The 23,406-nt window shown below is 72.8% G+C and carries 19 protein-coding genes; 12 read left to right on the top strand and 7 right to left on the bottom strand.

Going from position 1 to position 23,406, the window contains the following annotated elements; all coding sequences use genetic code 11:
• Window positions 1-39 precede the first annotated feature (39 nt).
• From AB0F71_RS07715 to AB0F71_RS07700, 4 genes are read left to right on the top strand one after another with little or no spacing between them, the layout of a single operon-like run.
• Window positions 40-1,134, top strand: coding sequence for a PDR/VanB family oxidoreductase (locus AB0F71_RS07715; protein ID WP_360229648.1), 1,095 nt, complete (start codon window positions 40-42; stop codon window positions 1,132-1,134).
• A gap of 13 nt (window positions 1,135-1,147) precedes the next feature.
• Complete coding sequence (locus tag AB0F71_RS07710) at window positions 1,148-2,104, top strand: M24 family metallopeptidase (protein WP_360229646.1); 957 nt, start codon at window positions 1,148-1,150, stop codon at window positions 2,102-2,104.
• A complete protein-coding gene (locus AB0F71_RS07705) occupies window positions 2,101-3,870 on the top strand; it encodes an SDR family oxidoreductase (protein WP_360229644.1) in 1,770 nt (589 codons plus the stop codon). The genes AB0F71_RS07710 and AB0F71_RS07705 overlap by 4 nt, the downstream gene beginning before the upstream one ends.
• 55 nt (window positions 3,871-3,925) lie before the next feature.
• Window positions 3,926-4,546 (top strand): LysE family translocator, encoded by a 621-nt coding sequence (locus tag AB0F71_RS07700; RefSeq protein ID WP_360229642.1) that lies wholly within the window; start codon window positions 3,926-3,928, stop codon window positions 4,544-4,546.
• A gap of 46 nt (window positions 4,547-4,592) precedes the next feature.
• Here AB0F71_RS07700 and AB0F71_RS07695 read toward each other — a convergent pair whose 3' ends face one another.
• From AB0F71_RS07695 to AB0F71_RS07670, 6 genes are all read right to left on the bottom strand, one after another.
• Window positions 4,593-4,892, bottom strand: coding sequence for a hypothetical protein (locus tag AB0F71_RS07695; protein ID WP_360229640.1), 300 nt, complete (start codon window positions 4,890-4,892; stop codon window positions 4,593-4,595).
• A gap of 150 nt (window positions 4,893-5,042) precedes the next feature.
• Complete coding sequence (locus AB0F71_RS07690) at window positions 5,043-6,245, bottom strand: XdhC/CoxI family protein (RefSeq protein ID WP_360229638.1); 1,203 nt, start codon at window positions 6,243-6,245, stop codon at window positions 5,043-5,045.
• Window positions 6,246-6,336: 91 nt separating this feature from the next.
• Window positions 6,337-7,821: an NCS2 family permease gene (locus AB0F71_RS07685; protein WP_360229636.1), complete on the bottom strand. Its 1,485-nt coding sequence runs from the start codon at window positions 7,819-7,821 to the stop codon at window positions 6,337-6,339.
• A gap of 270 nt (window positions 7,822-8,091) precedes the next feature.
• A complete protein-coding gene (gene pucD, locus AB0F71_RS07680; protein ID WP_360229634.1) occupies window positions 8,092-10,458 on the bottom strand; it encodes a xanthine dehydrogenase subunit D in 2,367 nt (788 codons plus the stop codon).
• Window positions 10,455-10,943: a (2Fe-2S)-binding protein gene (locus AB0F71_RS07675; RefSeq protein ID WP_360229632.1), complete on the bottom strand. Its 489-nt coding sequence runs from the start codon at window positions 10,941-10,943 to the stop codon at window positions 10,455-10,457. The genes pucD and AB0F71_RS07675 overlap by 4 nt, the downstream gene beginning before the upstream one ends.
• Window positions 10,940-11,827: an FAD binding domain-containing protein gene (locus AB0F71_RS07670; protein ID WP_360229630.1), complete on the bottom strand. Its 888-nt coding sequence runs from the start codon at window positions 11,825-11,827 to the stop codon at window positions 10,940-10,942. The genes AB0F71_RS07675 and AB0F71_RS07670 overlap by 4 nt, the downstream gene beginning before the upstream one ends.
• A 408-nt stretch (window positions 11,828-12,235) precedes the next feature.
• Here AB0F71_RS07670 and AB0F71_RS07665 point away from each other — a divergent pair, with 408 nt between their 5' ends.
• Window positions 12,236-13,828: a helix-turn-helix domain-containing protein gene (locus AB0F71_RS07665; RefSeq protein ID WP_360229628.1), complete on the top strand. Its 1,593-nt coding sequence runs from the start codon at window positions 12,236-12,238 to the stop codon at window positions 13,826-13,828.
• 174 nt (window positions 13,829-14,002) lie between these two features.
• On the opposite strand, the gene AB0F71_RS07660 is transcribed toward AB0F71_RS07665, so the two are convergent.
• Window positions 14,003-15,136 carry an alpha/beta hydrolase-fold protein gene (locus AB0F71_RS07660; protein ID WP_360229626.1) on the bottom strand — a complete coding sequence of 378 codons (1,134 nt, stop codon included), beginning with the start codon at window positions 15,134-15,136 and terminating at the stop codon, window positions 14,003-14,005.
• Window positions 15,137-15,446: 310 nt separating this feature from the next.
• Here AB0F71_RS07660 and AB0F71_RS07655 point away from each other — a divergent pair, with 310 nt between their 5' ends.
• From AB0F71_RS07655 to AB0F71_RS07625, 7 genes are all read left to right on the top strand, one after another.
• Complete coding sequence (locus tag AB0F71_RS07655) at window positions 15,447-16,466, top strand: sugar ABC transporter substrate-binding protein (RefSeq protein WP_360229624.1); 1,020 nt, start codon at window positions 15,447-15,449, stop codon at window positions 16,464-16,466.
• Entirely contained in the window at window positions 16,463-17,503 is a 1,041-nt protein-coding gene (locus AB0F71_RS07650) for an ABC transporter permease (RefSeq protein ID WP_360229622.1), read from the top strand. Before AB0F71_RS07655 ends, AB0F71_RS07650 begins: the two co-directional genes overlap by 4 nt.
• A 68-nt stretch (window positions 17,504-17,571) precedes the next feature.
• Entirely contained in the window at window positions 17,572-18,450 is an 879-nt protein-coding gene (locus AB0F71_RS07645; protein ID WP_360229935.1) for an ATP-binding cassette domain-containing protein, read from the top strand.
• A 41-nt stretch (window positions 18,451-18,491) separates the two neighbouring features.
• Entirely contained in the window at window positions 18,492-19,553 is a 1,062-nt protein-coding gene (locus AB0F71_RS07640; protein WP_360229933.1) for an ROK family glucokinase, read from the top strand.
• Window positions 19,554-19,782: 229 nt separating this feature from the next.
• Entirely contained in the window at window positions 19,783-21,573 is a 1,791-nt protein-coding gene (gene ggt / locus AB0F71_RS07635) for a gamma-glutamyltransferase (RefSeq protein ID WP_360229620.1), read from the top strand.
• A gap of 189 nt (window positions 21,574-21,762) precedes the next feature.
• Entirely contained in the window at window positions 21,763-22,566 is an 804-nt protein-coding gene (locus tag AB0F71_RS07630; RefSeq protein ID WP_360229618.1) for an exodeoxyribonuclease III, read from the top strand.
• Between the two features lie 185 nt (window positions 22,567-22,751).
• Complete coding sequence (locus tag AB0F71_RS07625) at window positions 22,752-23,339, top strand: hypothetical protein (RefSeq protein ID WP_360229616.1); 588 nt, start codon at window positions 22,752-22,754, stop codon at window positions 23,337-23,339.
• Window positions 23,340-23,406 lie beyond the last annotated feature (67 nt).

Below are 23,406 nucleotides of genomic sequence, written 5' to 3'. Positions count from 1 at the left end.
CCGCCGCCCGTCCCCTCTCCCCGCCAAGGATCCGCCCGGATGGACCTGCTCACCCCGCCCCCCGACCTCTACGGCCGCCCCCGCGCCGACGGCTTCATGCGCTGGCTCACCGCCTTCGGCGACCGCTACTCCCCGGCGCTCGGCGGCCCGCTGCTGCGCCGCAACCCCCGCCGCCCGCACAGCCGCCCGACCCCGCTGCTCCGGCTGGTCGTCGCCGAGCGCCGTCAACTCGCCTCCGACGTGATCGAGTTGACCCTCGCAGACCCCTCCGGCGGTCAACTGCCGCCCTGGCAGCCCGGCGCCCACCTGCGGCTCGCCCTGCCCTCCGGCCGCGAGCGGCACTACTCGCTCAGCGGCGACCCCGCCGACCGCCGGCGCTACCGGATCGCCGTCCGGCGGCTGCCCGGGGGCGGCGGAGGGTCCGTCGAGGTCCACGACACCCTGCACCCGGGCGCCCGCCTCGCCGCCCGCCGCCCGCGCAACGGCTTCGCCTTCTGCGCCGAGCCCGCCGTCCTCCTGCTGGCCGGCGGCATCGGCGTCACCCCGCTCCTCCCGATGGCCCGCGAGGCCCAGAAGCACGGCCTCGACTGGAAGTTGGTGCAGGTCGGCCGCAGCGCCGACACCCTCCCGTACGCCGACGAGCTGCGCGCCCTCGACCCGCACCGGGTCGTGCTGCGCACCGACGATGAGCACGGCGGCGTCCCCACCGGCGCCGAACTCCTCGCCCACGCCCCGCGCGGAGCCGCTGTCTACTGCTGCGGCCCGGCCCCGATGCTCGCCGCCGTCCAGGCGGCACTGGACGAATCCTCCGCCACCGCCCTGCACTTCGAGCGCTTCGGCGCCGCCCCGGTCGCCGACGGCCGACCCTTCGCCGTCCGGCTCGGCGCCGACGGACCGACCCTGGACGTCCCCGCCGACCGTTCCGCCCTGGACGTGCTGCGCGAGGCCCGTCCCGACCTCCCGTACTCCTGCCACCAGGGCTTCTGCGGCACCTGCGAGGTCCGCCTGCTGGCCGGTACGCCCGAGCACCGGGACCGCCGCCTCACCCCCGAGCAGCGTGCCGCCGGCGCCCTGCTGCCCTGCGTCTCCCGCGCCGCCGAGGGTGAGACCCTCGTGCTCGACCTCGACGTCTAGAAGGAGCCCCCCGATGCCCCCGACGGCGCATGCGATGCCGACGTTCTCCTACTCCGAGCGCGACCTCGCCCGCTTCCGCGAGACCCAGCAACTCGCCTACCACTGCGCCGAACAGGTCGCCGCCTGGATCGAACCCGGGGTCACCGAGCGCCAGACCACCGCCGAGCTGCGCCGCCGCCTGGTCGCCGCCGGGGTGCAGGACTTCTTCCACGTCCCCTTCGCCTGGTTCGGCGACCGTACGGCCTTCCGGCACTTTCATACCCCGCTGCAGTTCTTCGCCGGCAGCCGCCGCCTGGAGGAGGGCATGCCGTACGTGCTGGACTGCGCGCCCGTCGTGGACGGCTACACCGCCGACATCGGCTACGGCGGCAAGGTCGGTGAGAACCGGGTCTGGGACCGGCTGGCCGCCGACCTCCAGGTCTACCGCGAGCTGATCCTCACCGAAGTGCGCGCCCGCAAGCCGCTCAACGAGGTGTACGCGGCGGTGGACGCGCAGATCGCCGCGCACGGCTACGACAACCGGCACCAGGTCTACCCGGGCCGGGTGATCGGCCACCAGGTCACCCGCAACACGGCGCGCGGCCCGGCCGGGGTGAACGTCTTCGGCTTCGGCGTACGCACCCTGCAGACCCTCGGCCGCGATCTCATCTCCGAGCGTCTGCACGGCCGTTCGCCGCTGTGGGCGGACGGACGGTCGTCCCGGCACGCGCCCACTCCGGGGCTGTGGGCGGTCGAGCCGCACATCGGGTTCCGTGGCGTGGGCATCAAGTTCGAGGAACTGCTGGTGGTCACCGAGGACGACGCCTACTGGCTGGACGACGACCTCCCGCACGTCCGCCGCTGGACCGCCGCCACTACCACCACCACCCCCGCCCCCGCCGAGCCGACCGCCCCCGCCGAGCCGACCGCCCCCACCGAGCCAGCCGCTGCCGCCACCGCCGAGCCGACCGCCCAGGAGGCCACCCGATGACGACCCCCACCCGCCGCCGGACCGTCCACTCCGGCGGCATCCCGCTCGCCGTCTTCGAGCAGGGCGACCCCGAGGCCCCCGCCGTCCTCCTGGTGCACGGCTACCCGGACACCCACACCGTCTGGGACGACATCGCCGCCGACCTCGCCCGCGACCACCACGTGGTCCGCTACGACGTGCGCGGCGCCGGCGAGTCGGGCGCCCCGGCGCACCGCGACGGCTACCGCCTGGAGCAGCTCGCCGACGACCTGTTCGCCGTCGCCGACGCCGTCAGCCCGGACCGCCCGGTCCACCTGGTCGCCCACGACTGGGGCTCGATCCAGTCCTGGGAGGCCGTCACCACCCCCGGTGCCGAGCGCCGGATCGCCTCCTACACCACCCTGTCCGGCCCCAGCCTGGACCACATGGGCTTCTGGCTGCGCCACCGGCTGCACCGCCCCACCCCGCGCCACCTCCGCCAACTGCTGCACCAGGGCGCGCACTCCTGGTACATCACCGCGTTCCACCTGCCCTTCCTCGCCCCGGCCGTGTGGCGCCTCGGCCTCGCCCGAGCCTGGCCGCGGGTGCTGCGCGACCTGGAGCACGTCACCCCGCGGGCCGACCACCCGCAGCGCACCCTGCGCCGCGACGCGGTCCGCGGCATCGAGCTATACCGGGCCAACTTCCGCCCCACGCTGGGGAGTCCGCGCGAACGGACGACCGAGGTGCCGGTCCAGCTGGTCACCCTCACCCGGGACCGCTACGTCGGCACCTACCTCTCCGAGGGCCTGGAACGCTGGGTGCCCCGCCTGACCCGCCGCACCCTGCACGCCGGCCACTGGTCGGCGCTGCTGGAGAAGGGATCCGCCGTGGCCGGCATGGTCCGCGAGTTCACCGCCCGGATCGAAACCGGCAGCGCGACAGGGGCCCAGGAGTCGGGAGGCGCTCAAGAGTCGGGAGGCGCCCAAGAGCCGGACGGCGACGGGCGGTTGGTGGTGGTCACCGGTGGCGGCAGCGGCATCGGCCGGGCCACCGCGCTCGCCTTCGCCGAGGACGGCGCCCGGGTGGTGGTCTGCGACCTCGACCTCGCGGCCGCCGAGCGCACCGCCGAACTCGCCTCCCTGATCGGCCCGCAGGCGCACGCCCACCAGGTGGACGTCTCCGACGGCGCCGCGATGGACGCCTTCGCCCAGCGCGTCGCCGCCGAGCACGGCGTGCCCGACGTGATGGTCAACAACGCCGGCATCGGCCACTCCGGGACGTTCCTGCAGACCACCGAGAAGGAGTGGCAGCGCGTCCTGGACGTCAATCTCTGGGGTGTGATCCACGGCTGCCGCGCCTTCGGCACCCTGATGGCCGACCGCGGTCAGGGCGGCCACATCGTCAACGTCTCCTCGGCCGCCGCCTATCTGCCCGCCAAGGCGCTCACCGCCTACGCCACCAGCAAGGCCGCCGTCTTCATGCTCTCCGACTGCCTGCGCGCCGAGTTCGTCGACCACGGCATCGGCGTCTCCACCATCTGCCCGGGCATCGTGAACACCAACATCACCCGCACCTCCACCTTCTCCGCGACCACGGCCGCCGAGCAGTCCGCCAAGCGGGCCCGCGCGGCCAAGCTCTACGCCCGCCGCGGCTTCCCGCCGGAGAAGGTGGCCGCCGCCATCGTCACCGCCGTCCGCACCGGCAAGCCCGTCGTCCCGGTCACCCCCGAGGCCAAGGCCGCCCGCCTCCTCTCCCGCCTCAGCCCCGGCCTCCTCCGCCTCGCAGCCCGCCTCAACGTCACCTGAGCGGCCCCCGGGCGGCCCGCAGCGGCCGCCCGGGCCTGTGAGAGCATCGAGGCCCATGGAGATGACAACCGCTCTGTGGTCCTTCGCCCTCGTCGTGGGGCTGCTCACCCTCACTCCCGGGCTCGACACCGCGTTGATCCTGCGGACGTCCGCGCTGGGGCGGCGGCGGCAGGCATGGGGGGTCGTGCTGGGGATCCAGACCGGGACGCTGATCTGGGGGACGCTGACCTCGGCGGGCGTGACGGCGCTGCTCACCGCCTCGCAGGTGGCGTACGAGGTGCTGCGCTGGGCCGGTGCCGCCTACCTGGTGTGGATGGGCGTCGGGATGCTGCGCAAGCGCGGGGCGGAGGCCGGGGCCGAGGAGGAGCCGGCCGAGGGCGGGTTCGTCCACGGCTGGCGGCGCGGGACGCTGACCAATCTGCTCAACCCCAAGGTCGGGGTGTTCTACGTGGCGGTGCTGCCGCAGTTCATCCCGGCCGGGGCCCCGCACTTCGCCGCCGGGGTGGCGCTGACCTGCGTGCACGTGGTGGAGGGCGTGCTGTGGTCGACGGTCCTGGTCGGCTTCGCCCGGGTGCTGCGCGGTTGGCTGCGCCGCCCGGCCGCCCGGCGGGTGATGGACCGGGTGACCGGCGCGGTGGTGGTGGGCTTCGGCCTCAAGCTGGCGCTGGCCGACTGAGCCGAGCCGCCGTACGAGACCGGCCCAAGCCGGGCCGCAGCCAGGTTCAGGCCGGTGCGATCCGCCGCAGCCCCTCGCGCAGATCGTCGGCGTTCATGGCGATGCGGACGTTCACGTTCGCCTCCAGCCGTAGCCAGAACGGCTCGCAGATCGCGACGATGGAGGCTTCGTCCGGTACGTCCACGACGAGTAGCATGCTGCGGCGGCCGTCGCCGCTGGCGAAGAAGTACGAGGCCTCGGGCTTGAGTTGGCCGAGGAGGCGTTCCAGTTCGGTGCCCATCGAGCCGTCGGCGATGAGCTTGTTGGAGGCAGCGGTGTCGAGGGTGACATCCAGCAGGGCGCGCATGGTCCCCGCTCCTTCCCCGGGCTCGGGGTGAGTCCGCACCTCCAGCCTCCCGCCGCCGCCGCGGCCACGCAACGTGACACCGGAGCGGCCACGCACCGTGTCACCGGCCCCCCGGACGGTCCTCAGACCGCGTACGTCAGGCCGCGTACGTCAGGCCGCGTGCGTCCGGCGGGCGTGCGTCCGGTGCGCGGGCGTCGGCTCCTCCGCGGCCAGCGGCGCGGTGTCGTGGTGGATCGGCCCGTCGCCGGCGCTCAGCGGCAGGCAGCTGCCGCCGCGGCGGTGGGCGATGATCTCGGCGGCGACCGAGACGGCGGTCTCCTCGGGGGTGCGGGCGCCGAGGTCGAGGCCGATGGGGGAGCGCAGCCGGGCGAGTTCGGCGTCGGTGAGGCCGGCGTCGCGGAGCTTGGCCTGCCGGTCGCGGTGGGTGCGCCGGGAGCCCATGGCGCCGACGTAGCCGACCGGCAGGCGCAGGGCGCGTTCGAGCAGCGGGACGTCGAACTTGGCGTCGTGGGTGAGTACGCAGAGCACGGTGCGGCCGTCGATCCGGCCGAGCTGGGAGTCCAGGTAGCGGTGCGGCCAGTCGACGACGACCTCGTCGGCCTCGGGGAAGCGCCGGGTGGTGGCGAAGACGGGCCGGGCGTCGCAGACGGTGACGTGGTAGCCGAGGAACTTGCCGATCCGCACGACGGCGGCGGCGAAGTCGATCGCGCCGAAGACGAGCATCCGGGGCGCGGGCACGTAGGACTCGACGAAGCAGGTGACCGTCCCCTGTTCCTGTTCGTCGCAGGGCCGGCCGTCGAGGCCGAGCACGATCCGTCCGGTGCGTCCGGCGTCGAGCATGGCCCGGGCCTCCGTGACGAGGGCGCGTTCGAGCGCGCCGACGGTGGACGGTCCGACGCTGAGCGCGCCGTGCTGTCCGTCGGCGGTGACGGCGAGGGTGGCGCCGAGGAATCCGGCCGGGCCGTCGATCACCCGGGCGAGGGCGACGGGCGTCCCGTCGGCGATGTGGCGCAGGCCGGCGTCCATGCCCGGGTCGGTGCCGGGCACGACCGGCTGGACGAACACGTCGAGGATCCCGCCGCAGGTCAGGCCGACGGCGAAGGCGTCCTCGTCGCTGTAGCCGAAGCGTTCCAGGACGGGTTCGCCGGATTCGAGGGCGGCCTGGCAGAGCTCGTAGACGGCGCCTTCGACGCAGCCGCCGGAGACGCTGCCGACGGCTTCCCCGGCGGCGTCGACGGCCAGCGCCGCCCCGGGGTCGCGCGGGGCGCTGCCGGAGACGCCGACGACGGTGGCCACGGCGAAGGAGCGCCCGGACGCGTGCCAGGCCTGCAACTGCTCGGCGATGTCCTGCATGTCGGATGCTCCTTACACGTTTCGACAGTAGCGGGGGCGCCGCCGTACGGGAAACGATCCCGTACGGCGGCGGTGGTGATCAAAGGTGCACTCAGTGCACGCCCAGCCAGGACTTGACGGGGCTGAGGGCGAAGTACACGACGAACACCGCGGTGAGGACCCACATCAGAAGGCCGGGCTCGCGCCACTTGCCCTGGCCGGCCTTGATCACCGAGTAGGAGATGACGCCGGCGGCGACGCCCGCGGTGATGCTGTAGGTGAACGGCATCAGTACGGAGGTGAGGAAGGCCGGGATGGCGACCTCGCGGTCGGACCAGTCGATGTGCCGGGCCTGGCTCATCATCATCGAGCCGATCACCACCAGGGCGGCGGAGGCGACCTCGACCGGGACGATCCCGGCCAGCGGCGAGAAGAACAGCATCAGGGCGAACAGGCCGCCGGTGACGGTGGAGGCGAGGCCGGTGCGGGCGCCGTCGCCGACGCCGGTGGCGGACTCGACGAAGACGGTCTGTCCGGAGGCGCCGGCCAGGCCGCCGACCGCGCCGCCGGCGCCGTCGATGAACAGGGCCTTGGACAGGCCGGGCATCCGGCCCTGCCGGTCGGCGAGCCCGGCCTCAGTGCCGACGCCGATGATGGTGGCCATCGCGTCGAAGAAGCCGGCCAGGACGAGGGTGAACACGGCCACCGAGGCGCTGATCGCGCCCAGGCCCTTGCCGCCGAAGGCGCCGAACAGGTCGACGTGGCCGAAGAGGCTGAAGTCGGGGGCGGCGACGGGGCTTCCGGGCCACACCGGGACGGAGTTGCCCCAGGCCTTTGCGGGTACGTCGGCGAGCTTGTTGACGACGACGGCGACCACGGTGCCGCCGGCGATGCCGATCAGGATCGCGCCGCGCACGCCCCGAGCCATCAGCACGAAGATCGTGAGCACGGTGAGGCAGAAGATCAGGACGGGCCAGCCGGAGAGTTCACCGAAGGGGCCGAGCGACAGCGGGGTGGGGCCGCCGGTGTGCACGAAGCCGGCCTTGTAGAGCCCGATGATGGTGACGAACAGGCCGATGCCGATGGTGATCGCGTGCTTGAGCGGCAGTGGGATGCCGTTCATGATCTTCTCGCGCAGTCCGGAGACCACCAGCAGCACGATCAGCAGGCCGTAGATCACGCACAGGCCCATGGCCTGGGACCAGGTGGTGTGGGGTACGACGAGCGCGGAGACCGCGCCGGAGACGGAGAGCCCGGCCGCCAGCGCGAGCGGCACGTTGCCGACCACGCCCATCAGGATGGTGGTGACGGCGGCGGCCAGGGCGGTGGCGGTGGTCAGCGCGGCGTGGTCGAGCTTGACGCCGTTGACGTCCGCGCCGCCGAGGATCAGCGGGTTGAGCAGGATGATGTACGCCATCGCCATGAACGTGGTGAGGCCACCGCGTAGTTCGTTGGCGAGGGTCGAGCCGCGGGCCGAGATCTTGAAGTACGCGTCGAGCGCGCCCTTGGGCTCCGCTGGCGAGGACGAGGGGTGGGGCTCGTCCTCGGCGGGTCTGTCTGTTTCAGTGGTGCCGGGCTCCGTGGGGATCCTGGTCATGTCCACTCCCAAGTGTCAAAGGGGGTTGGGGTGGGCGAGCCGACCTGACTGCCAGTCAACGAAGTTGGCACAGGGGGACGGTATCGACTCACTGGTGGCACTCGTAGGGGAGTGCCAGCGGCGTGGATGGGGTGGTGCGCACCACTGCGGAACCCCGGCGTGGGCAGGGCAGCGGATGTGGGGGGTGGGGGTCCCGGGGCGGTGGGGAAGACGTGTCACCGCCCCGGGAGGTACTGCCGTGGTGGAAGCTCGCTGGTCGAACTCCCGGGATCAGCCGGGCTGTTCGGTGGTCAGGTGCTCCGGCCGGACCGGGATCCGGTTGAGCGCGAGCCCGGTCGCGTTGCGGATCGCCGCCACGATCGAGGGGGTCGCCGACACGGTCGGCGCCTCGCCGACGCCGCGCAGCCCGTACGGGGCGTGCGGGTCGGGCAGTTCGAGGACGTCCACCGGGATCGGCGGGGTGTCCAGGATGGTGGGGATCAGGTAGTCGGTGAAGGAGGCGTTGCGCACCTTCCCGTCCCGGACGATGATCTCCTCCATCACGGCCAGGCCGAGCGCCTGGGTGCAGCCGCCCTGGATCTGGCCGACCACGGAGAGCGGGTTGAGCGCCTTGCCGACGTCCTGGACGGCGGTCAGCTCGACCACCTTGACCAGGCCGAGTTCCACGTCCACGTCCACCACGGCACGGTTGGCGCAGAAGGTGTACTGGACGTGGCCGAAGCCCTGGCCGGTCTCCTTGTCGAAGGCCTGGGTGGGCCGGTGGTGGTGCTCGCGGGTGAGGTCGATGGCCTCGTCGCCGAGCAGGTCCACCATGGGCACCAGCACGCCGGCGCTCTCCGAGACGACCTTGCCGCCGGTCAGCGTGATGTCCTTGTGGGTCCAGCCATAGCGGCGCCGACCCTTCTCGATCAGCTCCCGCCGGACGGCCTCGGCGGCGAGCTTCACGGCGCCGCCGGTCATGTACGTCTGGCGCGAGGCGGAGGTCGAACCGGCCGATCCCACTTCGGTGTTGGCCGGGTGGATGGTGACCTGCTCGACGCCCAGCTCGGTGCGGGCGATCTGGGCGTGCACGGTGACGCCGCCCTGGCCGACCTCCGCCATCGCGGTGTGCACCATGGCGACCGGCTCGCCGCCGATCACCTCCAGGCGCACCCGGGCGGTGGAGTAGTCGTCGAAGCCCTCGGAGAAGCCGACGTTCTTGATGCCGACCGAGTAGCCGACCCCGCGCACGATGCCCTCGCCGTGCGAGGTGTTGGAGAGCGCGCCGGGCAGCGAGCGCACGTCGAGGTGCTCGGTGTCCAGCGGCGGCGGCAGCGGCATGTCCTTGGCCCGCTGCAGCAGTTCGGCCACCGGGGCGGGGGAGTCGATCTGCTGGCCGGTGGGCATGAAGTCGCCCTCCGACATCGCGTTCAGCTGCCGCAACTCGACCGGGTCCATGCCGAGTTCGACGGCCAGCTTGTCCATCTGGGTCTCGTAGCCGAAGGCCGCCTGGACGGCCCCGAAGCCGCGCATCGCCCCGCAGGACGGGTTGTTGCTGTAGAGCGCGATGGCGTGCATCTTCACGTTCGGGATCACGTACGGCCCGTGCCCCAGCGAGGCCGCGTTGCCGACGACGGCCGGGGAGGCGGAGGCGTAGGCGCCGCCGTCCAGCACGATCCGGCAGTCGGCGAAGACCAGCTTGCCGTCGCGGGTGGCGCCGTGCTCGTAGTGCATCCGTGCCGGGTGGCGGTGGACGTGGCCGTAGAAGGACTCGTCCCGGGAGTACACGATCTTGACGGGCTTGCCGGTGTGCAGGGCCAGCAGGCAGGCGTGGATCTGCATCGAGATGTCCTCGCGGCCGCCGAAGGCGCCGCCGACCCCGGCCAGGGTGAGCCGGACCTTCTCCTCGGGCAGGTCCAGCACCGGGGCCATCTGCTCGCGGTCCACGTGCAGCCACTGGGTGGCGATGTAGAGGTCGATGCCGCCGTCCTCGGCGGGCACGGCCAGGCCGGACTCGGGGCCCAGGAAGGCCTGGTCCTGCATGCCGACCTCGTAGTCGCCGCTGACGATGACGTCCGCCATCGCCCGCACCTCGTCGGTCACGCCGAGGCCGGAGACCAGCTTCTGCTCGTGGCAGATGTTGCCGTACGCGTGGGACTTGTACTCGTGCGGCTCGTGCACGTACCCGTGGGTCTCCGGGTCGAGGCACTGCTCCTCGGTGACGATCGGGGTGAGCACCTCGTACTCGACCTTGATCTTCTTCACCGCGCGCCGGGCCGTCTCCGGGTGGTCGGCGGCGACCAGGGCGATCGCCTCGCCGTGGTAGCGGACCTTGTCGATCGCCAGGGCCGGCTGGTCCTGGATCTCCAGGCCGTAGTACTTGGAGCCGGGGATGTCCTCGTGGGTGAGCACCGCGTAGACGCCGGGCACCTTGAGCGCCTCGGAGATGTCCACCGAGAGGATGTTGGCCCGGGGGTGCGGCGAGCGCAGCGCCATACCCCAGAGCATGTCCTCGTGCCACATGTCCGAGGAGTAGGCGAACTCGCCCTTGACCTTCAGGTTGCCGTCCGGGCGCAGCGGCGAGCCGCCGATGCCGTCCTTCGAGGCCTGGTTGATGTTCTGCAGGTTCTTCTGGCCCTGGATCGTCCTGGTGCTCATGCCGAAGCCCCCTCACCGGCGCACTTGCGGGCGGAGGCGAGCCGCACCGCGTCCATGATCTTCTCGTAGCCGGTGCAGCGGCAGAGGTTGCCCGACAGCGCCTCGCGGATGTCGTTGTCGCTCGGCTGGGAGTCCTTCTCCAGCAGGGCGTCGGTCTGCACCAGCAGCCCCGGGGTGCAGAAGCCGCACTGGACGGCCCCGGCGTCGACGAACGCCTGCTGGACCAGGCCCAGTTCGCCATTCTCCTCGGCCAGGCCCTCGACCGTGCGCACCTCGCGGTCCTGCACCTGGCCGGCCGCGACCAGGCAGGAGCAGACCGGCACGCCGTCCAGGTAGACGGTGCAGGAGCCGCACTCGCCCTGCTCGCAGGCGTTCTTCGACCCGGGCAGGCCGACCCGCTCGCGCAGCACGTAGAGCAGGCTCTCGCCCTCCCACACGTCGTCGGCCTCGACCGGCTTGCCGTTGGCGGTGAACGTGACCTTCATGCCGCGCTCCTGATCTGCTTGCTGTAGTCGTTCCAACACCAGGTGAGGGTGCGGCGGGCCATCACGGCCAGCGCGTGCCGCCGGTAGTCGGCGGTGCCGCGGACGTCGTCGATGGGGGAGGCGGCGGCCTTCACCAGCTCGCCGAAGCGCTGGATCACCTCGGTGCCGAGCAGTTCCCCGGACTCCCAGAGCCCGCGCTCGGCGAGCACGCCCTGGAGGTACTCCTCGGCCTCGACGGCGCGGCGCGGCGTGGGGGCAGCCGAACCGATACCGGTGCCGACGGTGCCGTTCTTCGGGTGAAGGGCGAAACCGAAGGCGCAGACCGCGATCACCATCGCGTTGCGGGTGCCGATCTTCGAGAACTGCTGCGGGCCGTCCGCGACCGGGATGTGCACGGCCCGGATCAGCTCGTCGGCCGCCAGGCTGTTGCGCTTCACGCCGACGTAGAACTCGTCGATCGGGATCAGCCGGGTGCCGCGCACCGAGGCCGCCTCGACGAAGACGTCCCGGCCGGCCGCCAGCAGCGCGGGGTGCGCGTCACCGGCCGGGGAGGCGCCGCCGAGGTTGCCGCCGACGCCGCCGCGGTTGCGGATCTGCGGCGAGCCGACGGTGTGGGCCGCCAGGGCGAGCCCGGGCAGCGGCCCGGACAGCTCCGAGATGATCCGGGCGTACGGGACGGAGGCGCCGAGTCGGACGACGCTGCCGTCGTTCGTCCATTCGGTGAGCTCGGTGACGCGGTTCAGGTCGAGAATCGCGGATGGCCGGTGCACGTCGAAGTTCAGCTCGACCATGACGTCCGTGCCGCCCGCGATGGGCAGCGCGGTCGGGTACTCAGCCTTCGCCGCGAGAGCCTCGTCCCAGGTGGCGGGCCGAAGGAACTCCATGCGGGTTTCTCCTCAGGTCTTCGCCGACCGGGTGTCCGGCGGCGTGTCGCCCAGTGAACTCCTGTGACGCGGCCCACTGGCAGTCACCGATGGCATGAAGCCCCGGCTGTGAGCCCGCCCGGCATCCTGTACGTTCCTCTAAGCAGGAGAATCCGCAGCCCAGGTGTTCGCCGAGTGCTACCTACGACCGTAATCCGGCCGTGATTCGCGGGCGACGGGCCCGTAACCCGGCGGCCCGCTGGTACGTAACGCCGAGCACGGATGTTCGGGCACACTGTCACCCCCGGACGGCGTGCCCGGCAGCCCCCCACCCCCGTCCAGGCCCCCGTCCAGGCCCCGATCCCCGCTTCCACCCCCGCTTCCACCCCGCTTTGCCACCCTGTTCCAGCCCCCGTTAGGAGTCCGCGGATGCGTGTCCGTGACCTGCTCGCCCCCGGCGCCCCCCGACTGCGCCTGCTCGCGGCGGAGGAGGAGCTGGACCGGCAGGTCAGCGGCGTGATGACCACGGACCTGCACGACCCCGGCCGCTACCTGCACGGCGGCGAGCTGGTGCTCACCGGGATGCTCTGGCGCGGCGGCCCCGCCGACTCCGAGCGCTTCGTGCGGACCATCGCGGCCGGCGGCGCGGTCGCCCTGGCGGCCGGTGAGGCCGAGGTCGGCCCGGTGCCCGAGGACCTGGTCGAGGCCTGCCGCCGGCACCGGATGCCGCTGCTGGCCGTCCCCGACGACATCGCCTTCGGCACCGTCACCGAGTTCATCGGCCGTCAGGTCTCCGCCGACCGCGCCGCCGACCTCGCCGCCCTGGTCGACCGGCACCGGCTGCTGGTCTCGGCGGCCGGCGGCGGCGGACTGGACGCCGTGCTGGACCTGCTCGGCGGCGACCTCGACCTGGACTGCTGGGTGCTCACCCCGACCGGCGCGGTGATCGCCGGCCCGGCCGACCGGCTCACCGCCGAGGACCGCGACCAGCTGGTCCGCGCCCACCTCGCCGCCCAGCGCCAGCGCCGCCGCCCCCCGCACCGGGCCCGACTGGCCGGCGGCGCCTACTCGCTGCTGCCCGCCGCGGCCTCCGCCGAGCACGAGGCGCCGCTGGTCGACTGGGTGCTCGCGGTGGCCGGCGACGTCACCGAATGGACCACCAAGCGCCAGCAGCTCGCCGAGAACCTGGCCCGGCTGGTCGCCGCCGAGCGCCACCGCCGGGACGAGGGCCGCCGGCTGCGCCGCCGACTGGCCGACGAACTGCTCGCCCTGCTGCGCCGCGACGCCGACCCGGCCGAGATCAGCCGCACCCTGTACGCCTCCTCGGCGATGGCCGCCCGCTACGAGAGCCCCGAGCCCAAGTCCCCGGCCCAGGACGCCTCCTGGCTGGTGCTCAGTGCCGAGGGCACCGGCCTGCCCGAGGGCACCGTACGGGCCGTGCTGGAGGAGGCGCTCGGCGGCACCGGTGACCGCGCCCTGGTCGCCGGGGCGGGTAACGGCGCCGTGGTGGTGCTGCCCGCGCTGGACACTCCGGTGCCCGCCGACACCCTGCGTGAGCTGCTCGCCCCGCTGGAGGCCGGGCTGGGCTCGGAGGGCCGGATCACCCTCGGCGTCTCCGCCCCCGCCTCCGAGGCGGGCGGCCTGCGCGGCGCCCTGGAGGAGGCCCGGCACGCCCGTCGGATCGCCGCCGCCCGGGTCGGCCGGGTCTGCGTCGCCGGCCCCGAGGAGCTGGCCTCGCACGTGCTGCTGCTGGCCGCCGTCCCGGACGAGGTCCGCCGCGCCTTCCGCAGCCGGCTGCTGGACAAGGTGATCGCGTACGACATCGAGCACCAGGCGGACCTGGTCCGCACCCTGGAGGCCTTCCTGCGTTCGGACGGCTCCTGGACCCGCTGCGCCGGGCAGCTGCACGTCCACGTGAACACCCTGCGCTACCGGATCGGCCGGATCGAGGAGCTGACCGGGCGGGACCTCTCCCGCCTGGAGGACCGGGTGGACTTCTACCTGGCGCTGGAACTGGCCTGACCGTTTCCTGACAGTTCCACCCGATGAACACCGGCCCCAGGAACGGCCGCTTCCTGGGAGGTCACTGGAGGGCGCCGGAACCGGCCGGGAACAGCCAAGAGTGGATGGAATCGGCCGGGGGCCCGCCGCGATCACTCGCGACGGGCCCCCGGCCGTTCCGGCGGTGCCGGTCGGTCACTGCACCGGGATGATCCCGGTCAGCCACTCGAAGGCGCTCGGGACCATCCGCTTCCACATGTCGGTGGTGTGCGGGCCGGTGCTCTCCTCGACCTGGATCTTGGTCGGCTCCTTGGCCGCGGCGGCGATCGCCTGGCCGTCCTCGTAGCCGTCGCCCTTGGCGCCGCTGACCAGCAGGGCGACCTTCGGCGGCTGCTGGGCGGACTTGAGGATGTTGACCGGGTTGTTCTCGGTGCGCAGCTTCGGGTCCTTGCCGACCAGCGAGTCGCCCTCGGTGGCCGGGTCGTTGTAGCCGGACATCGCGATGGCGGCGCGGTAGCGGTTGGGGTGGGCGAGCGAGATCTTGGCCGCGCAGTGGGCGCCGGCCGAGTAGCCGGCGATCGCCCAGCGGTCCGCGGACGGGTCGGCGCGGAAGTTGTCCAGCACCATCTGCGGGACGTCGCGGGTGATCCAGGCGTCCGCGTTGATCTTGCCGGGGATGTCGGTGCAGCCGGCGTCCTGGTGGCTGCCCAGCAGCAGGGTGCGCGGCGAGACCAGGATGAAGGGCGCGACCTTGCCCTGCTGCATCAGCGGCTTGAGCTGCTCGGAGACCTTGAGGGTGCCGTACCAGGTAGAGGAGGAGCCCGGGTAGCCGGGGATCAGCTCGACCACCGGGAACTTCTTGTCCTTGAACGCCGGGTCGTTGTACTGCGGCGGCAGCCAGACCAGCACCTCGCCGTCGACCCCGGACACCTGGCCCTTGAGCTCGGTCTTCTGGACGTCGCCGGGCACCGCCGGGTCGTTCACGCCGCCGAACTTCTGCAGCACCTTCGGCGGCTGCTTGGCGGCGTCGCCGGAGCCGTCCTTGCCGTTGCCGGCCGGGTCCACCGGCGCCACCGAGGGCACCGCGCGGACGTGGTCACCGGTGCCGAGCAGGTCGTCCCAGTTGCCGTAGATCAGGTTCGCGTTGTTGACCATCACGAAGACCATCAGCACGGCGGTGACCTGGCAGAACATGATCATGACGATCCGGGACAGGGTACGGACCGGCTGGGGGCCGCGCACCTTCCCCCAGAAGAGCAGCGCCACCGCGATGGACACCGGCACCAGGATGACGGTGAGGATGAAGAATGGCGTACCTGTCAGTTCCATCGAGTTCTCGTATCCGGGTCGCTCGCCGCCCGGGCCCCACTCGCCCGAACGCACGTCAATGGCATCAGACGGCAACCAGCGGATGATCGGTTGCCGTCCGAATCTGTGCGGAACCTGAGAGGAACATCACGTTTCCGAGCTGCTCCCGCTTCGGGTCGGCGCCTAGTCTGTCACCCGGGCGGCGGTGCTCCGGACCAGATGTTCAGCGAACTTCCAGGAAGGTCCCCCGGGGCACCTTACCTGGCGCGCCGTTCGCGCTGCCGGGCGAGGCGGTGCGATCCCGCGCGGCCGGGCCAGAGAGACTATGGGGATGAGCACAACCCGCTTTCGCCCGTCCCGCCGCTTCTGGCCCGTGTGCGCCGTCCTGGCCCTCGCGGTCACCGCGGCCGGTTGCAGCAGTACCGGAGGCAGACGCGCCGAGGAGGCCCGCGCCAAGGCCGCGGCCACCGGTGGCAGCGCCGTCACCACCCCGCGCTGGAAGGTCGCCATGGTGACCCACGCCGGCGCCGGCGACGCCTTCTGGGACAGCGTGCGCAAGGGCGCCGAGCAGGCCGCCGCCAAGGACAACATCACCTTCCTGTACTCCAACGACGCGCAGACCCAGAACCAGGTCCAGCTCGTCCAGGCCGCCATCGACCAGAAGGTCGACGGCCTGCTGGTCACCCTCGCCAAGGGCGACGCGATGGCCGACGTCCTCGGCAAGGCCAAGGCGGCCGGCATCCCGGTCATCACGATCAACTCCGGTCAGGAGTTCTCCGCGAAGTTCGGCGCGCTCACCCACATCGGCCAGGACGAGTCCTCGGCCGGCCAGGCGGCCGGCACCGAGCTGGCCTCGCGCGGCCGCAAGAACGTGCTGTGCGTGATCCACGAGCAGGGCAACGTCGGCCAGGAGCAGCGCTGCTCCGGCGCCCAGTCCAAGGCCGGCGGCGGCTTCCAGGTGATGTACGTCAACGGTGTCGACATGCCCGACGCCCGGGCGGCGATCTCCGCCAAGCTCCAGGCCGACCCGTCCATCGACACCGTGCTCACCCTCTCCGGCCCGATGGCCGCCACCGGGCTGCAGGCCGTCCAGGACGCCCACCGCGGCGTGGAACTGGACACCTTCGACCTGGGCCAGCAGGTGGTCGCCGGGCTCAAGTCCGGCAGCGTCGGCTTCGCCGTCGACCAGCAGCCCTACCTCCAGGGCTACGAGGGCGTCGACCTGCTCTGGCTGTACAAGTCCAACCTGGACATGCTCGGCGGCGGCAAGCCGGTCGCGACCGGCCCGCAGATCCTGACCAAGGACGACGCCGGCGCGCTCGCCGAGTACGTCGCGAGGGGGACCAGGTGAGCGGCTCCACCACCCCGGACCTGCTCGTCCAGGACCGTCCGGCCGCCCTGCGGCGCCTCCTCGCCCGCCCGGAGCTGGGCTCGCTGATCGCCGCGGTCGCGGTGTTCGCGGTCTTCGCCGCCGTCGCGGAGCCGTTCCTGCGGGTCTCCTCGCTGGGCACCGTGCTCTACGCGGCCTCCACCATCGGGATCATGGCCGTGCCGGTCTCGCTGCTGATGATCGGCGGCGAGTTCGACCTGTCGGCCGGCGTGCTGGTCACCACCGCCGCGCTGACCTCCTCGATGGTCTCGTACCAGTTCACCGCCGTCACCTGGGTCGGCGTGCTGGTCTCGCTGGCCACCACGCTGGCGATCGGCGGGTTCAACGGCTGGATGCTCGGCCGCACCAGGCTGCCCAGCTTCATCGTCACCCTCGGCACCTTCCTGATGCTGACCGGCGCCAACCTGGGCGTCACCAAGGCGATCTCCGGGACGGTCTCCACCAAGTCGATCGCCGACATGCAGGGCTTCGAGAGCTGCCGGTGGCTGTTCGCCTCCGAGGTGAACATCGGCGGGCTGACGGTCAAGGCCACCGTCTGGTGGTGGCTCGGCCTGCTGGTGGTCGGCAGCTGGGTGCTGCTGCGCACCCGCTTCGGCAACTGGATCTTCGCCGTCGGCGGCGACGCGGCGGCCGCCCGCGCGGTCGGCGTGCCGGTCGCCCGGACCAAGACGCTGCTCTACCTGGGCGTCGGCTTCGGCGCCTGGGTGCTCGGGCAGCACCTGCTGTTCTCCTTCGACACCGTGCAGTCCGGCGAGGGCGTCGGCAACGAGCTGATCTACATCGTGGCGGCGGTGATCGGCGGCTGCCTGATCACCGGCGGCTACGGCTCGGTGGTCGGCTCCGCGCTCGGCGCGCTGATCTTCGGCATGGCCAGCAAGGGGATCATCTACGCCCAGTGGAACCCGGACTGGTTCAAGTTCTTCCTCGGCGCGATGCTGCTGCTGGCCGCGCTGCTCAACGCCTACGTCAAGCGCCGGGCGGAACGGGGTCCGCGATGAACGACCAGCTCGGCTCCGGTACGGGGTCCGCGATGAACGACCGGCCCGGCTCCGGCACGGGGTCCGCGATGAACGACCGGCCCGGCTCCGGCACGGAGCGCCCGGTGGCCACCGAACCGGCGGGCACCGAACTGCTCGCGCTGGAGGGCGTCGGCAAGACCTACGGGACGGTCCGCGCGCTGCAGGACGTCTCGCTGACCCTGCGGGCCGGCGAGATCAGCTGCGTGCTCGGCGACAACGGGGCCGGCAAGTCCACCCTGATCAAGATCATCGCGGGGCTGCACCGGCACGACGAGGGCCGCTACACCATCGGCGGCGAGGAGGTCCGGCTGGACTCCCCGCGCCAGGCGCTGGACCGCGGCATCGCCACCGTCTACCAGGACCTCGCCGTCGTCCCGCTGATGCCCGTGTGGCGCAACTTCTTCCTCGGCTCCGAGCGGGGCACCCGCCGCTGGGGCGGCCTGCGGCTGGACGCCGAGGGCATGCGCGCCACCACCCGCGAGGCGCTCGCCAGGATGGGCATCGACCTGCACGACGTCGACCGGCCGATCGGCACCCTGTCCGGCGGCCAGCGCCAGTGTGTGGCGATCGCCCGTGCCGTGCACTTCGGTGCCAAGGTACTCATCCTGGACGAGCCGACCGCGGCGCTCGGCGTCAAGCAGTCCGGGGTGGTGCTCAAGTACGTCACCGCGGCCCGCGACGCCGGGCTCGGGGTCGTCCTGATCACCCACAACCCGCACCACGCCTACCTGGTCGGCGACCACTTCACCCTGCTGAAACGGGGGCGGATGGCGGGCAGCCACCCGCGTGCCGAGATCGGCCTCGAACAGCTCACCACCGAGATGGCCGGCGGCTCCGACCTCGCCGAACTCTCGCACGAGCTGGCCCGACCGTCGGCCCCCGGCCCCACCGAACCCGACTCTCGTGAGGAGCGTCCGCAGCCGTGACCAGCCCCCATGGCAGCACTCGGCCGACCGTCCTGCCCACCCTGCTCGGCCTCGGCCCGCGCGCCGAGCGCCGCCGCCGCGCCCTGCCCGCGGGCATACTGCGGCTGCCCACCATCGGCGTCGACATCGGCGGCACCAAGGTGGTCGCCGGGGTCGTCGACGGCGAGGGGAAGGTGCTGGAGAAGCTGCGCACCGACACCCCCGACAAGAGCAAGAGCGCCAAGGTGGTCGAGGACGTGATCGTCGAGCTGGTGCTCCAGCTCGCCGACCGGCACGACGTCCACGCGGTCGGCATCGGCGCGGCCGGCTGGGTCGACGCCGAGCGCTCCCGGGTGCTCTTCGCCCCGCACCTCAACTGGCGCAACGAGCCGCTCCAGCAGGCGCTCAGCGAGCGGCTGCGGTTCCCGGTGATCGTGGAGAACGACGCCAACGCGGCCGCCTGGGCCGAGTGGCGCTTCGGCGCCGGGCGCGGCGAGGACCACATGGTGATGCTCACCCTGGGCACCGGCATCGGCGGCGCGGTCGTCCGGGACGGCTACGTCGACCGCGGTAAGTACGGCCTGGCGGGCGAGTTCGGACACATGCAGGTGGTGCCCGGCGGCCACCGCTGCCCGTGCGGCAACCGCGGCTGCTGGGAGCAGTACTCCTCCGGCAACGCGCTGGTGCGGGACGCCCGGGAGCTGGTCGCCGAGGAGTCCCCGGTGGTGCAGCCGCTGCTCGCCCGGGCCGGCGGCACGGTCGAGGGCATCACCGGGCCGCTGGTCACCGAGGCCGCCCGGGAGGGCGACCCGACCGCCACCGAGCTGCTCTACGAGGTCGGCACCTGGCTCGGGGTCGGCATCGCCAACCTGGCGGCCGGCCTCGACCCGGGGCGCTTCGTCATCGGCGGCGGCGTCTCCGAGGCCGGCGACCTGCTGCTCGGCCCGGCCCGGGACACCTTCCGCCGCACCCTCACCGGTCGCGGCTTCCGGCCCGAGGCCACCATCGTCCACGCGGCCCTCGGCAACGAGGCGGGGCTGGTCGGCGCCGCCGACCTGGCGCGGCAGGTCGCGCGGCGGTTCCGCACCATCAAGCGGCGGCGGGTGGAGCGCAGCGCGCTGTAGCGGGGGTGGGGCGGCGAACAGGGTTCAGCTGACAGATTTCAGATAACAGATTTCAGCGAACAGATAACAGATAACGAAATCTGTTCGCTGAAATCTGTCAGCTGTCATCCGTTCCCCTCCGCCCCTCCCGCCCCTCCTGTCAACTACCCATTGGTAGCCGTGCGGTGTGGTTGTCGGATTCATGCCTCCTGTGGAACAACTGACGTGACGTCGACTCAGGAGGACTCGGATGAGGGCTCTGACCCGCCTAGCGCCATCACTGTTGATCGCCACCGCACTGGTCTGGGCCACCACGACCGGGCCCGCCGGAGCCGCGGCGCCGCCGCCCAAGGCGCCCGAGGCGGTGGGCTGGGGCGGGGCGGTGGCCTCGGTGGACGCCGACGCCACCGCCGCCGGGATCGAGGTGCTGCGCAAGGGCGGGAACGCGGTGGACGCGGCCGTCGCCGCCGCGGCCGCGCTCGGCGTGACCGAGCCCTACTCCTCCGGGATCGGCGGCGGCGGGTACTTCGTCTACTACGACCACGCCACCGGCAAGGTGCACACCATCGACGGCCGCGAGACGGCCGGCCGCACCGCCGACTCCGGACTGTTCCTGGAGGGCGGCAAGCCGCTCGCCTTCGCCGACGCCGTCACCAGCGGACTGTCCGTCGGCGTCCCCGGCACGCCGGCCACCTGGGACTCCGCACTGCGCCAGTGGGGCACCCGCTCGCTCGCGCAGAACCTCGAACCCGCCGAGCGGATCGCCGAGAACGGCTTCGTCGTCGACGACACCTTCCGCGGCCAGACCTCCGACAACTACAGCCGCTTCAAGGACTTCCCGGCCACCGCGAAGATCTACCTCCCCGACGGCAAGCTTCCCGAGGTCGGTTCCGTCCTGCGCAACCCCGACCTCGCCGCGACCTACAAGCTGCTCGCCAAGGACGGCGTGAAGGCCTTCTACCAGGGCGAGTTGGCGCAGGACATCGCCAACACCGTGCAGCACCCGCCAGTTGACCCGGCCTCCGGCCGCAACGCCCGCCCCGGGAAGGTCGACGCCGCCGACCTGGCCGCCTACCAGGTCCGCCGCCAGGCGCCCACCCACGTCGCCTACCGCGACTACGACGTCTACTCGATGGCGCCGTCCAGCTCCGGCGGCACCACCGTCGGCGAGGCGCTGCACATCCTGGAGGACGGCGACCTCTCCGGCTACAGCGGCACGCAGTACTACCACCACTTCCTGGAGGCCTCGCGGATCGCCTTCGCCGACCGCAACCGCTGGGTCGGCGACCCGGCCTTCGCCGACGTCCCGACCAGGCAGCTGCTCTCCGAGCGCTACGCCGCCTCCCGGGCCTGCCTGATCAGCCCGGACCGCGCGCTCACCAGCCCGCTCGCCCCCGGCGACCCGTACCACCCGGCCGACTGCGCGGACACCGGGCAGGCCCTCCCCGAGCCGTACGAGGGCCCCAACACCACCCACCTGACGGTGGCGGACCGCTGGGGAAACATCGTCTCGTACACCCTCACCATCGAGCAGACCGGCGGCAGCGGCATCACCGTCCCCGGCCGGGGCTTCCTGCTCAACAACGAGCTGACCGACTTCGACTTCGTCCCGCTCGCCGCCGGCGTCCCCGACCCCAACCTGCCCGGCCCGGGCAAGCGGCCGCGGTCCTCGATGTCCCCGACCATCGTGCTGCGCGACGGCGAGCCGCTGCTGGCCACCGGCAGCCCGGGCGGCGCGACCATCATCACCACCACCCTCCTGGTGCTGCTCGGCCGCCTCGACCGGGGCCTGAGCCTGGAGCAGGCGATCGCCGCACCGCGCGCCAGCCAGCGCAACAGCGCCGTCACCCAGGCCGAGCCAGGCTTTCTGGCGCTGCCGGAGCGGCCCGCGCTGGAGGCGCTCGGGCACCGGTTCGCCGCCGGCGGCGAGATCGGCGCCGCCACCGGGGTGGAACGGCTGCCGGACGGCCGCTGGGTGGCCGCCGCCGAGCCGGTGCGACGCGGCGGCGGCTCGGCCGCGGTGGTCCGCCCCGCGGGCTGACCACCGGGCCCGGCGGGACGGGTCCGGCGGGGACCACTTCCCGGCCCGGCGCCACGGCCGACTGCCGAGTGCCCGGCCGTGGTGCCGGTCGGGCCGGGTTGTCGGTGCCGGGCGGTATGTTCGGGGTGGGTCTCCCCGTGGGGCCCACCCCCGTCCGTACCGACCGAACCACCGGGAAGGCCGCCCGCCGTGACCGTCCGCATCGCCACCTGGAACATCAACTCCGTCACCGCGCGGCTGCCCAAGCTCCTGGAGTGGCTGGAGAGCGCCAAGCCCGACGTGCTCTGCCTCCAGGAGCTCAAGTGCGCGGCCGACGCCTTCCCGTACGAGCAGGTCCGCGAGCTCGGCTACGAGACGGCCGCGCACGGCACCGGCCGGTGGAACGGCGTCGCGATCGTCTCCCGGATCGGCCTGGAGGACGTCGTGCGCGACCTGCCCGGCCAGCCCGGCTACCTGGCCGACGGCGCCCTGCTGCCCGACGTCGAGCCGCGCGCCATCGCCGCCACCTGCGGCCCGGTCCGGGTCTGGTCCGTCTACGTGCCCAACGGCCGCGAGGTCGACCACCTGCACTACCACTACAAGCTGGAGTGGCTGGAGGCGCTGCGCAAGGCCTCCGCCGAGGACGCGGCCGGCCCCCGCCCCTTCGCGATCCTCGGGGACTTCAACATCGCCCCCACCGACGCGGACGTCTACGACGTCGCCGCCTTCGAGGGCCTCACCCACGTCACCCCGGTCGAGCGCGCCGCGCTGGCGGCGCTGGGCGAGATCGGCCTGCAGGACGTGGTGCCGCGTCCGCTCAAGTACGACCACCCCTACACCTACTGGGACTACCGCCAGCTGGCGTTCCCGAAGAACCGCGGCATGCGGATCGACCTCACCTACGCCAACAAGCCCTTCGCCGACGCCGTCACCGACAGCTACGTGGACCGCGAGGCCCGCAAGGGCAAGGGCACCTCGGACCACGCCCCGGTCGTGGTGGACCTGGACCTCTGAGGCCCCCGGGGCGGCGGTGACGCCGGGTGATGGTGACGGAGGGTGACGGGCCGTCGCTCGAACGGTCCTGAGCGGTGGCCGGGCCCGGTGGGCCTGCCTACCGTCGGTGAATGACCGGGTGCAGTTGACACACCACGTGGACATGGGAGTCCCCGGCTGCGCCCGAGAATCCCGGAGGTTCCGGCATGCGCCCCACGCGTACGGCCGCCGCCGCCCTGATCGGCGCGACGGTGCTGACCGGTCTGACGGCCCCCCTCGCAGCAGCCAGGGACGGCGCGGCCTCGGTCAGCCCGTCCCAGGCCGCACCGGGCCAGACCGTGACGGTCACGGTCTCCTGCGAGAAGTCGGACAAGCCCGACGCCAAGACCATCACCGCCCACTCCGCCGCCTTCGAGGGCGGCCCCGCGACCCTCACCCTGGGCTCCGACGGCAAGCACACCGGCTCGGCCCGGCTCGCCTCCCAGCACAACGGGGACAGCAAGGTCGACGGCACCTGCCCGGACGGCGGCGCCTTCTCCACCACCGTCAAGGTCACCACCGTGGCCGCCACCGCCCCCAACAAGGGCCTCGGCGACTGGGGCGAGGCGGCGGGGGAGTGGGCCGGCTCGCTCGGACAGTCCGGCGCCGGCAGCCAGCAGGTCGCCCCGCACGGTGCGGTGAAGACCGGGCTCGGCGGCTCGGTCGCGGGGGACCCGGCGGAGCTGGCCGGAGGGCTGGCCCTGGTCGCGGGCGCCGTCGGCGGCTTCTGGCTGCTCCGGAGGCGCAGTGGCTGACGGCCCCGCCCCCCCGCGTACGCGCGCGCCGCGCCGCCGAGCCCTGACCGGACCGGCGGCGCGGCGG

It is taken from the genome of Kitasatospora sp. NPDC028055, from assembly GCF_040637885.1.
GTDB lineage: Bacteria > Actinomycetota > Actinomycetes > Streptomycetales > Streptomycetaceae > Kitasatospora.
This window is presented reverse-complemented; position numbering and strand designations above follow the sequence as displayed.